The following is an 11597-nucleotide window of genomic DNA, read 5'->3' as shown; positions in this document are numbered from 1 at the left end:
TAGCTCAGCCGGCAACCTGATAGTGCCGCACCGGATGGCGGACCATCGCATCGATATCGATGCCGTCAAGGATCCAGTGCAATTGCTCGGTCGTCAGCGTGACGATCGCCTCCTGGCGGCGCGGCCATCGGAACTTGTCCTCGGTCAGCCGCTTCAGGACCAGCACAAAGCCGGACCGGTCGAAGAACAACAACTTCATCCGGTCGCACGGCGATTGCAGAACGCAAAAACCGCCGGAGTGAATGGATCGAGCGCCATCGTCTCCTGGACCAGGACCGCAAGGCTGTTGATGCCAGCCCGGAAGTCGATCGGCTCACGGTGCAGATAGACCTGCAGGTCACCGCCCGGTCTGAACATGGCCCAGTGCGTAGAGTATTGAGTCCTGGGTACCCATCTCGCTTGATCACCGGTGACGCGCTTCGCGCGTCTACCACCACTCGGCGGGCTACTCGCCATGCTGACGGACCGAGAGTCTAAACGAGCGCGACCGGGTGCAGCATCAGCGAATTGCACCTACTCCAGCTTCAACGTTGGCCAAGGAATGCATGAGATCCAGCTCGACAAGGTCACCGACAAGAAAAGGCCCGGTGGTCATTCGACCACCGGGAAGTGTGGGAGGAAACGCCGTTCGCACGGCAGGACAGCTGCCTACTAGAGAGGCCTACTAGACAGCATCTCGCTCGAGCTTCTGCTTAACTCGCGCTACGGGACGATAGCGGCACGCTAAGCCTTGCCTGCTTCCAAGCCCGGAACTCATGCCGTGGGCATACGGCACGAGTTGAGGCTTGGGAGGCACGTGAAGCTAGAATTTCACAGTGACGCCGGTATACAGGCTTGATTCAGTGCACGTGCCGTTGCTCACGCCCGGCGAGAGAGTGCAGAGCCGATCAACTTTGTGATTCAGACCGTACTTGTTTTGCCAATAGCGGTAGGCAACCCAGACATCCAGGTAGTGCGAGTACTTCGGGCCCCAAATCGCCTTTGACGCATCGAAGGTCAGTCGAATTGGCTCAGAATTAAGGGAAACCGCCGTAAAGGAATTGGTCGGCGCAGCCAGCGGAAGTGGATTGTAGGGAAGCGGGCTATTCACCGTCCCCATGGTACCAAGCCATTGAGCTCGACCGCTGATAGAGAAGTAGCGCACGCTCTCTGGCAAGAAGCCGAGATCCATGTAGTAGTTGGTCTCGATGGCCCAAGTCGGCTGATACACCCTGTTGCCGTCGTCAATACAAGTCACGCCAGGCACTGGGGCAGAAAAGCCGCTGCCGCATTGCAAAAGGGCATTGTGAGCGACGAAAGCCCAAGCCGCCATAGGCGCGAAGTTGATGTACCCCTTGTAAGGAAGATCAAACTGAAACTGCAGACCCCCATAGGCAATCTGAGCGGCTCCAGCTCGAACGTAATTCGTTGAGCTCAGGTCAAGGCCGACCTGAAAGGAGATGTTCCGAAGCGGATTAATAGTGAACGCCTTCGTCTCGAAAATCTCGTTCCAGCCAAACGTCGAACGAAGCTGGCCGGTGAAAAGTGTCGCACCTGCACAATTCCCGGAACTCGTTGTGCGCGTATTCGGATCAACGATGGCGCCAGGAGTCAGGCAGGGGGCCGCAGGATCATTATGGTCCGCCTTGAACATCGAGACGTTCAGAGAGTTCGTACCATACTTCCAGATATCAAAGTGCGTAAACGAGAACACCTGCATCGATGTCGTATTATTCAGCGACCCGTTGGGATTCCGCGTGAACACTCCTGGATCCACAGCCTTGGGTAGCCAGGAATATGTGACGCGATCCTCGATCACCGAGAAGAACGGCTGATCCAGCACGGGCTTAGCTTTAACTGGCAGATCTGAGGCCAGGCCTGTCGCGCTTCCGACAGAGACGAAAATCAATGCATTTAGTATTAACTGAATTTGGCGCTTCACGTGTCCCTCCAATGTGTTATGGCCCAGGCTCAGACGTTGCTGGTGACCAAAGCCCTTCCCCCAAACTGGCTTCTTGTTATTGTCACGGAACAATACAAACACGAGCTCGTGAGGAAAATCCCCGACGCTGCAAAATGGCGTTCCAGAATCGGAACGTTTGCGCGCACAGGTAGCGCCCGCGCACCTGATCGCCCTCATCCAATGAAGAAAGACACCCGTAAAGGCTGCCGGCCAAGTGCCCGCCCCGCGGCGATGTATCTAAACGGCGTCTACTCGGTCGATAAGACCGAACTGAACCGCCGGCCTCGTCTGATCCCTTTGACGCGATCCCCAACCTCGCCGGTCGCTTTCACAAGCCCACTCAGCCGGCTAGCTGACTTCCAGCCGACGCCACTAAGCTGATCTCGCACCGCTCGTAGCTCTCCGGCTGTTGCGTTCAACGCGCAACGGCTCGCTTAAGGTCAAATGCGTTGCCGACTGATTACCCGAGGCCTGGGTCTAACTGACTGGCCGGCGCGTCGGATGATGGCCTTACTCTTCGGCTCGTCCATCCGCCGGTCAGTGCCTTCGCGGACCAGCCGATGCACCTCTTCAACTGCGCTGGTGCAAAGTGAGGAGAAGCGACGCCCACCACGGCCCTCGTGCAATTGCTTCAACCTGGTGCCGAAGTCTATGGCTTCTCAATGCCGAGTGCCAAGTCGTGCTGAACAGCTGAGTCAACGCAGCAGGACTCTTTTGAGATACTTTCCGTACACTCGCCCTCGAGTGGCATAAGCGAAGCGCTTATCAACTGCGCTTTCCGCTCGCGCGTACCACGAGGTCATCGATGCTCATCTCGCGCTGTGACACAGTGCAATATGTCCGCCCGGCGCCGTCGGCGCGTGCCAGCCCTTGTGACCGTTGGCATGCGAAAGCAGTTCTACGCGAATGCCATCGCGGCTTCAGCTCATGTCGTCGTCCGCGACAGTCAACAGGAACAACGACTCATCGCGTGGTACCAAGATCAATGTCGATACGACAAACTCCTGGACCCCTATTGCGAGTAAGCTACTCTCTCTACCATTCCGCGGGACGCTGGTAGCAGTCAGGCGTACTTTGGAGCCGTTCACCCGATCTCCAACCATCACATCCGGCCAGCTACGCCACTCCCGGATCCGCTCAAGCAGACAACCGTGGCATGGTTGTCAGCCCCGTTCGATACTTCAGCGTTCTTCTATCAGTTTGAAATAACCGCGGTGGCTTCGATCTCGACGCGTGCGGAGCGTTCAACCAACCGAACAACCTGCACCAGTGCCATGCTTGGGTAGTTCCGACCGATGACATCGCGATACACCGTGCTGAGCAGCTTAATATTCGCGAGATACTCATCCATGTCGACGACGTACCACGTCAGACGGACCAGATGTTCAGGCTTGGCCCCACCCTCCGCCAAGATCGCCACGATATTCTCGAGCGCCAATTGCACCTGTCCGATGAAGCTCGTGGGAAACTGACCTGCGGCGTCCCAGCCGACCACGCCGCCCGTAACGAGGAGACGCCCCTCAGCAATCATGCCGTTGGCGTAACCCTTCGGCTGTGGCCATCCAACCGGCTGCAGTTGCCGCGGTCGGGCGCTTCCGGCCGGACTTTCAAACTGCGATATTTTGGCGGCCGTGTCTTCAGACGTACTCATAACGACATTTCTCCTCATACGCCTCCAGGGCGGCTCGCAAATCGTCCGGGATCGGAATCGATATATTCTCCAGCATTGATGTGGTCGCGATCACGAGAGACATCCCAAGCACCGGCTCCAAGTTACGATAGGCGTACATTAGAAGCCTGATGGAAGATCGTCCGATCGATTCGATCAAAAGTGCGAATGTCAACTCATCACCCATCTTGCACGATCTGACAAAATCGCAACGAGCGCTCGCGAAGCCGAGTCCGGTCCGCCGCGGGCCAATAAACTCGTGGTAACGCAGTCCCAGTGACGCTGGAAACCAGTCTTCGATGATGCCGTTAGCAATATCGAAATAGTCGGCAAAATAGACGATCCCTGCTGGATCGCACTGGGAAAAGCGAACCATTAGCGTCTTCCGGAATACCCCCGTTGGGATCTCCGTCAGCGAAGGCATCTTAAGGCGCCTGGGACGGACTGCCTCACTCGATTTGCGGATAACGTCGGGGGCGCCCTCGCCGGGCTCGATGGCGTGTAACATAAAGCGTTTCAGTTTGCCGCTTGCGGTCTTTGGCAGTTCTGAGACAAACTGGATCGCGCGTGGATACTTGTAAGGCGCGATCTCGCGCTTAACATGTTCCTGAAGCAAGCTTACCAGCGCATCGTCGGCAACGATTCCAGATCGAGGCACAACAAACGCCTTTACAATCATTCCGCGCGCTTCATCGCGGATGCCAATCACGCCACACTCGGCGACTGCACTGTGTGTTTGCAGTGCAGCTTCCACGTCGGTTGCTGCGATGTTGTATCCAGCCGATACGATCATGTCGTCGGAACGGGCGTGGTACCAGAAGTACCCTTCCTCATCCATGTGATACGCGTCGCCAGTCAGATTCCAACCGTTCAGTACGTATTTGCGTTGCCGCTCGTCCGCGAGGTATCGACAACCCGTGGGTCCTCGCACCGCCAGCCGTCCGATTGTTCCCGGTCGCACTTCTTCGCCATCTGCATCGAGTACCTTCGCCTCATATCCTGGTACGGGCTTGCCGGTTGCTCCCGGCCGAATTTCATCTTCAGTCGAGCTGATGAATATGTGGAGCATCTCGGTCGAACCGATGCCGTCTATGAGCTTGATACCCGTTTCGTTCAGCCAAGCATCAAAGGTCGCCCGGGACAGCGCTTCGCCGGCCGAGACGCATTTCCGCAGCGACGCCATGGGGCGCTTTTCCTTCAACGACAGCATCGCCCGATAGGCCGTCGGCGCGGTAAAGCAAATGGTCGCGTCGAACTGCTCGATTGCAGCTGCGAGATTCTCCGGTGTCGTCTTTTGCAGCAGTATTAGTGATGCTCCGACATGAAGCGGAAATATCACGCCTCCGAATCCGAATGTGAAAGCGAGCGGGGCGGTGCTGATGAAACGGTCGCTAGAGCTCGCGCCGAGGATGTTGCGCGCAAAGCCGTCACACACAGCCAGCATATCGCGATGGAAATGCATCGTTCCCTTGGGATCGCCCGTTGTTCCCGACGTGAACGCTATCAGACAGACGTCGTCACCCGCGGTATCAACTGCGGCAAAGTCAGGACTGGCGTCAGCAAGCATTGCGTCGAGGGAGTCGGCTCCAGGTGCTCCCCAGTAAAGGACTCGCATCGGTTCTGGTGAAGTGGCCTTCGCTTTTTCCATCTCGGCGGCCAGTGCGGCATCGCACAGCGCCAGCGATACCCTCGTCTTCTTGATCGGGTAGGAGATTTCCTTCGCGCGGAGCAAGGGCATCGTCGCCACCGCGATACCTCCGGCCTTCATTACCGCCAAATACGCAGCAACCATCATTGGGCTGTTGGCGGACCGCAGAAGAACACGACCTCCGGGGACGAGGCCAAGTTTGTCGACCAGCACATTTGCGATGCGATTCACCAGGTCGTGCAAGTCGCGGTAACTGTAGCTCCCTTCCGACGAGAGGATGCACGGTGCATCGCCATGGCCTCCGGCGATCCAACGATCAATAAACCTGGACACGCAATTGAGCCGCTCGGGATATTGATGCTCCGGACGCGTGAAGATCAGATCTGGCCAACAGTCCGCGGGGGGTAGATTGTCGCGGGCAAACGTATCAACATGCGCCGTCCGGGTCATCGCGCGCTCCACTTCCCAACCTCGCTCGCACAGGATTCAATCACGTCGTGAGATATCGACTGCCGTAAGCAAGCTACCTTGCTCAATTGGCAAAGGCCGCAATTCCTGTCAGCCCACGACCGACAATCAGCGCGTGGACGTCATGCGTTCCTTCGTACGTGTTGACCACCTCGAGATTGACCAGGTGGCGGGCCACAGCAAATTCATCCGAGATGCCATTACCACCGAGCATGTCCCGCGCAACGCGAGCGATCTCCAGCGCCTTGCCGCAGGAATTGCGTTTGAGGATCGACGTCAATTCGACAGGAGAATTTGCTTCCTCCTTCATCCGCCCAAGTCGAAGGCACCCCTGCAGACCGAGGGCAATCTCGGTCACCATGTCCGCGAGCTTCTTCTGGATGAGCTGATTTGCGGCAAGGGGCCGCCCGAATTGCTTGCGCTCCAAAACATAGCTGCGGGCAGCAGAATAGCAGGCCTCGGCAGCCCCCAGCGCCCCCCACGCGATGCCGAAGCGCGCCGAGTTGAGACAGGTGAACGGCCCTTTCAATCCGCTTACTCCCGGCAGCATATGGCTTTCCGGGACGAAAGTACCGTCGAGCAGTATTTGCCCGGTAATTGAGGCACGCAGGCCCACCTTGCCATGAATTGGCGGAGCCTCGAGCCCCTTCGTGCCCTTCTCGATCAAGAATCCGCGAATCAGATTGTCTTCGGTCTTTGCCCAAACAAGAAAGAGGTCTGCGATGGGAGCATTTGTGATCCACGTCTTGCTTCCGGACAGGCGATAACCACCCGGGGCCTTCTTCGCGCGCGTTACCATTGATCCTGGATCGGAGCCGTGATCAGGCTCCGTAAGCCCAAAGCAGCCGATGTACTGGCCCGCGGCGAGTTTCGGAAGAAACTCCTGCTTTTGTTCGAGCGAACCGAACGCCTCGATGGGCGTCATTACGAGGGATGACTGCACACTCATCATTGAGCGATATCCAGAGTCGACGCGCTCCACTTCGCGCGCAATCAGACCATAGGCAACGTACCCAAGGCCTGATCCTCCAAAATCCGGCGATACCGTACAGCCAAGAATGCCCAACTCGCCCATCTCGCGAAAGATTTGCGGATCGGTCTTCTCCTCGCGAAACGCCTCGCGGACACGTGGTGCGAGCCGAGCTTGAGCATATTCCCGGGCCGTAGCTTGCACCAACCGCTCCTCTTCGGTGAGTTGGCTATCAAGAGAAAATGGATCGTCCCAAGCGAGTTGAGGCTGTGACATCTTGCGTTCTCCTAGCGCGACTTCAGCAGATCGCGCGCAACGATCAACTTTTGGACCTCGGTCGCGCCCTCGTAGATGCGCAGCGCACGAACTTCCCGATAGAGGCTTTCTACGATCTCTCCTTTACGGACACCGCGGCCGCCGAACATCTGAACGGCGCGATCTACCACACGCTGCGCGGTCTCGGTCGCCGCGAGCTTTGCCATTGCCGCCTCACGCGTTGTTGGTAGCTTCCGGATATCGCGGCGCCAGGCAGCGCTGTATGTCAGCATTGCGGCGCCTTCCGTTTCGGTCGCCATATCTCCTAGCGACGCCTGCGTCAGCTGCAAATCGGCCAGAGTGCCGCCGAACATGCGTCGATCTCGCGCATGAGCGATCGCTTCGTCGAGTGCTCGACGGGCAAATCCGAGCGATGCGGCCGCAACGGATGCACGGAAGACGTCGAGAGTCTGCATTGCTATGCGGAATCCGGTTCCCGGTGCGCCGAGACGACGCTCTGCCGGGATGCGACAGTTGTCAAAACGGATCGTCGCCAGCGGATGCGGAGCAACAATGTCGATGCGATCTACGACCGAGAAGCCCGGGTCATCGGGGAATAACACGAACGCCGAAATCCCCCGCGATCCCGGAGCCTCTTCGGTTCGTGCAAAGACCGTGTAGACATCGGCGATCCCGCCATTGGAAATCCAGGTTTTCTCACCATCGATAACATAGCTGTCGCCGTCTGTGCGAGCCGCACAGGTCATGGCGGCGACGTCGGACCCGGCTTCTTTTTCCGACAACGCGAAGGCCGCGAGCCATTCGCCTGAGCGCACCTTCGGAAGCACAAGCCTTCGCAGCGACGGTGCGCCGGCGAGGGCTATCGCACCTGAACCCAACCCCTGCATTGCAAAAGCAAAATCCGCCAGTCCATCGGCATAGGCGAGTGATTCACGCGAAAGACAGATGGATCGAGAGTCGATCGTCGTTAAGTCGCCGTCGGGTGTGGCCACCGCGCAGTCGAGAAGCTTCGCTGCGCCAAGCTCGCCCACGAGTTTTCGACAAGCATTGTCAAGATCGCCATGATCGATTGCATCGATCGCACCGGATTCCACGAACCGATTGATCGCTTCGCCTAGAGTGCGGTGCCGAGCCTCAAAGAATGGATTATCGAGCCAATCCCGCGAGATACTCTTTGGATTCATTGGTTTCCCCTACAAGCTGTTACGTCGGTCAGTAGGTGTCGATAAGCTCGACATGATTCCCATGGACCGCGCTGATTTTTTGGTCGCTTTCCCGGCACGCTCGTCGCGATGGCGCTACATCTCGCGTTAGACTTTGATTGCTCCGGCGGTCGGCCCCGCATCACCATCACCACCGATCGCTCGCTCAACTCATCACTTCCCCGCCGGCAACAACGATGGCTTGCCCGTTTATTGAGGATGCTCCAGGTGAGGCAAGCCACAGGACCGCATCGGCAACTTCCGCCGGCGTTACTAAACGCCCCTGCGGGTTCGATTTTGTGAACTCGTCTTTGACGGCATCACGACTGCGTCCGGTTTTGGCAACGATGTCAGCGAGCGCCCGTTCGATTAGAGGCGTCTCGGTAAACCCCGGACAGACCGCGTTCACAGTTGCGCCACTGCGCGCGAGCTCGAGCGCAAGCGCGCGGGTCAACCCCACCACGCCTTGTTTGGCCGCACAGTAGGTAGCAACATAGGAATAGCCGGTGAGCCCAGCGGTAGATGCAACGTTGATCAAACGAGCTCCATACCCGCGCTGCATCAGATCGGGCAATACTGTTTGGGTAACGAGGAAGACGCCGGTGAGGTCAATTGAGATGACCCGGTCCCAGAGTGCGACGCCCGTTTTAGCAAGGGGCGCACTGGGAGCTTCACCCGCGCTGTTGACCAAGATCGAAATTGTACCAAACTGCTTGCGTGCGGACTGCACGCCGCGAGCGATAGCGTCGGGCTCTGTCACGTCAAAATTATCAAGAACTTTCGCGCTTCCCGGGGGCAACTCCGCCGCCACCGCCTCAAGAGGCGCAGCCCGCCGACCCGCACGACTGACCTTCGCGCCCTCGCGCGCCAGTGCCACAGCGATTGCGGCCCCAATTCCACTACCCGCACCGGTGACAAGCGCGTGATGACCTCCGAGCCGTCCGGACGCGCTCATCGAACCACCGCAGCGGCAGCGCGCATCAAGTTGGTTTCATACTGCGCTTTGGCCGATTGGTATTGCTTCGGCCATTCAACTGCGTTGAAGCCCACCTTGGCCGCCTCGTGCAACGTCCAGGCCGGATCAGCCAGATGGGGGCGCGCGATGGCACAAAGGTCGGCTCGACCGGCTGCAAGAATGGAATTTGCATGATCAGCCTCGGAAATGGCCCCGACAGCGATCGTCTCGATTCCAATTTCGTTACGGATCCGGTCCGCGAATGGTGTTTGGAACAAGCGACCGTAGACCGGCCGCTCCTCTTTCCATACCTGCCCAGACGAGCAGTCAATCAGATCGGCGCCCGCCAACTTGAACATTCGTGCGAAGATTGCAGCGTCGGACGGCGTGTTTCCGCCCTCCGTCCAATCATGGCACGAAAGCCGTACTGAGATCGGCCGATCGCTAGGCCATGCAGCGCGCACGGCATGAAACACCTCGATCGGGAAACGGGCTCGATTCTCGTGGCTGCCGCCATACTCATCGTCGCGCCGATTGGTCAGGGGCGAAAGGAAACTCGAGAGGAGATAGCCATGGGCGCAATGAAGTTCGAGCCAATCCACCCCCGCTGACGCAGCCCGTTGCGTTGTAACGACAAAATCCGCCCGAACGCGGTTCATGTCGTCGCGGTTCATGGCTCGGGGTATTTGGCTGTGAGGCAGATACGGCAGCGCCGAGGCGGAGATCAGTGGCCAACCTCCGGGGTCCAGCGGTTGGTCGATTCCTTCCCAAGCGAGTTTGGTCGCCCCCTTCCGCCCGGCATGCCCGATTTGAATTCCGACCTTGGCATGCCCCACGCCATGCAGGAAATCTACCAAGCGGGTCCACTGGGCCTGCTGCGCATCGTTCCAGAGCCCCAAGCAGCCGGGAGTGATGCGGCCGTCCGCCGACACGCAAGTCATCTCAGCGAAGACGAGTCCGGCTCCTCCCATGGCGCGAGCGCCGAGGTGCGCAATATGAAAATCATTCAAGAGGCCATAGCTAGCCGAGTACATCGCCATCGGAGAGACGACGATACGGTTAGCAAGCGTCACGCCACGCACGCTGTAGGGAAGAAGCATTGGGGGCGGCGCCCGCTCGTCGTCACGCGTCGGAACGCCGGCGCGAGCCGCTAGCCAGCGCTCGTAGCCATCCAGCCAGACGCGATCCCGAAGACGGAGATTTTCATGGCTGATGCGCTGCGAGCGCGTGAGCATCGAATAGAAGAATTGCGGCGGCTCAAGTGTATCGGCATACCTGTGGCCAACGACCTCAAACCATTCCATCGCGTTGCGTGCGGCGTTCTGAATTCGCGCGACATCGACACGACGCACCTCCTCGTAGGCCTGTAGCACGCTCTCGATATGGTCGCGAACGTGCCCCTGACGATCAAACTGGTTCGCGAGCTCGATTGCATCGTCCAGCGCGAGCTTGGTGCCCGATCCGATGGCAAAATGGGCGGTATGCGCGGCATCGCCCATGAGCACCACATGCGAGTGACCGTTAAAGACACTCCAACGTTCACAGATTAGACGACCGAACGTGAGCCAGGCCGAGCCACGCAAATGACGCGCGTTCGTCATCAGACTGGCTCCATCGAGCGTGTCGGCAAACAGCTTCTCGCAGAATTCGATTGAACCCTGCTGATCTAGTTCACCAAGCCCATGCGCCTTGAAGACCTCTTCGGTGGTCTCGACGATAAAAGTGGAGGTATCGCCGTCGAACTTGTAGATGTGCGCCTGAAACCAGCCGTGCTCAGTCTTTTGAAAATCGAACGTAAACGCGTCAAACGCCTTGTTAGTGCCGAGCCAGATGAACCGATTTGGACGCATTACCGTGTCGGGGCGGAAATGATCGGCATAGCGCGTCCGGATCTTTGAATTTACGCCATCACTGACAACGACCAAATCGGCATCGGCGAACTCGAGATCGGAATCGACTTCGCGCTCGAATACGAGGTTCACGCCCAAGGCTTCGCAACGATTCTGCAAGATGTTGAGCAAACGCTTGCGGCCGATGCCGACAAAGCCGTGCCCAGTGGTCCTTTGCCGCGTCCCTTTGAAGATGAGCTCGATATCGTCCCAATGATTGAAAGCACTCTCGATCTCGATGGCACTCTCGGGGTCGGCTATCCGCATCGCCTGCATCATAGCGTCGGAGAACACCACGCCCCACCCGAAGGTGTCGTAGGGCCTATTGCGCTCAACCACCGTGATCTGGTGTTGCGGATGTCGTCGCTTCATGAGGAGACCGAAATAAAGACCCGCCGGCCCCCCGCCAATACAGACGATGCGCATGATCCCTCGCTTTGGCAAACCGCGCCATTTGCGGTACTCGGCAGATGATTTAAGCTTCAAATTGTTTGCTGCCAAGAGCCTTTTGTAGCCTGCGTGACAACTTCAGCCTAACGGCGCCTCGATCTGATCAACCAAATCGTGGCGTATCCGAT

General features: G+C 58.2%; 7 protein-coding genes and 2 pseudogenes. All 9 read right to left on the bottom strand.

From position 1 onward, the window contains the following. Positions 1–4: 4 nt before the first annotated feature. The 9 genes and pseudogenes from tnpB to H8B02_RS04615 all read right to left on the bottom strand — a co-directional run bounded on the left by tnpB (position 5) and on the right by H8B02_RS04615 (position 11445). Positions 5–357, bottom strand: a pseudogene (tnpB, locus tag H8B02_RS04650) (IS66 family insertion sequence element accessory protein TnpB). Positions 358–802: 445 nt separating this feature from the next. Next, entirely contained in the window at positions 803–1921 is a 1119-nt protein-coding gene (locus H8B02_RS04645) for a hypothetical protein (RefSeq protein WP_229165081.1), read from the bottom strand. Between the two features lie 1216 nt (positions 1922–3137). Beyond that, a complete protein-coding gene (locus tag H8B02_RS04640; RefSeq protein WP_229165080.1) occupies positions 3138–3593 on the bottom strand; it encodes a RidA family protein in 456 nt (151 codons plus the stop codon). Beyond that, entirely contained in the window at positions 3580–3987 is a 408-nt protein-coding gene (locus H8B02_RS48805) for an acyl-CoA thioesterase (RefSeq protein ID WP_376711591.1), read from the bottom strand. The genes H8B02_RS04640 and H8B02_RS48805 overlap by 14 nt, the downstream gene beginning before the upstream one ends. A 117-nt stretch (positions 3988–4104) precedes the next feature. Then, a pseudogene (locus tag H8B02_RS04635) lies at positions 4105–5709 on the bottom strand (benzoate-CoA ligase family protein); the annotation flags it as partial. 82 nt (positions 5710–5791) lie between these two features. Further along, on the bottom strand, positions 5792–6973 hold the full coding sequence (locus H8B02_RS04630; RefSeq protein WP_229165079.1) for an acyl-CoA dehydrogenase: 1182 nt from the start codon (positions 6971–6973) through the stop codon (positions 5792–5794). A gap of 11 nt (positions 6974–6984) precedes the next feature. Continuing rightward, complete coding sequence (locus H8B02_RS04625) at positions 6985–8157, bottom strand: acyl-CoA dehydrogenase family protein (RefSeq protein ID WP_229165078.1); 1173 nt, start codon at positions 8155–8157, stop codon at positions 6985–6987. A gap of 184 nt (positions 8158–8341) precedes the next feature. Then, on the bottom strand, positions 8342–9130 hold the full coding sequence (locus H8B02_RS04620) for an SDR family NAD(P)-dependent oxidoreductase (RefSeq protein ID WP_229165077.1): 789 nt from the start codon (positions 9128–9130) through the stop codon (positions 8342–8344). Next, positions 9127–11445: a bifunctional salicylyl-CoA 5-hydroxylase/oxidoreductase gene (locus tag H8B02_RS04615; protein WP_229165086.1), complete on the bottom strand. Its 2319-nt coding sequence runs from the start codon at positions 11443–11445 to the stop codon at positions 9127–9129. The genes H8B02_RS04620 and H8B02_RS04615 overlap by 4 nt, the downstream gene beginning before the upstream one ends. Positions 11446–11597 lie beyond the last annotated feature (152 nt).

It is taken from the genome of Bradyrhizobium altum, from assembly GCF_020889705.1.
In the GTDB taxonomy this organism is placed as follows: domain Bacteria; phylum Pseudomonadota; class Alphaproteobacteria; order Rhizobiales; family Xanthobacteraceae; genus Bradyrhizobium; species Bradyrhizobium altum.
The sequence above is the reverse complement of the archived record's forward strand: the minus strand, read 5'-3'. Positions and strand labels throughout refer to the sequence as shown.

Excerpts from the sequence above, each read along its gene's own strand:
- H8B02_RS04630 (WP_229165079.1), bottom strand. The coding sequence starts at position 6,973 with ATGTCACAGCCTCAACTCGCTTGGGACGATCCATTTTCTCTTGATAGC.
- H8B02_RS48805 (WP_376711591.1), bottom strand. The coding sequence starts at position 3,987 with ATGGTTCGCTTTTCCCAGTGCGATCCAGCAGGGATCGTCTATTTTGCC.
- H8B02_RS04625 (WP_229165078.1), bottom strand. The coding sequence starts at position 8,157 with ATGAATCCAAAGAGTATCTCGCGGGATTGGCTCGATAATCCATTCTTT.
- H8B02_RS04620 (WP_229165077.1), bottom strand. The coding sequence starts at position 9,130 with ATGAGCGCGTCCGGACGGCTCGGAGGTCATCACGCGCTTGTCACCGGT.
- H8B02_RS04615 (WP_229165086.1), bottom strand. The coding sequence starts at position 11,445 with ATGCGCATCGTCTGTATTGGCGGGGGGCCGGCGGGTCTTTATTTCGGT.
- H8B02_RS04640 (WP_229165080.1), bottom strand. The coding sequence starts at position 3,593 with ATGAGTACGTCTGAAGACACGGCCGCCAAAATATCGCAGTTTGAAAGT.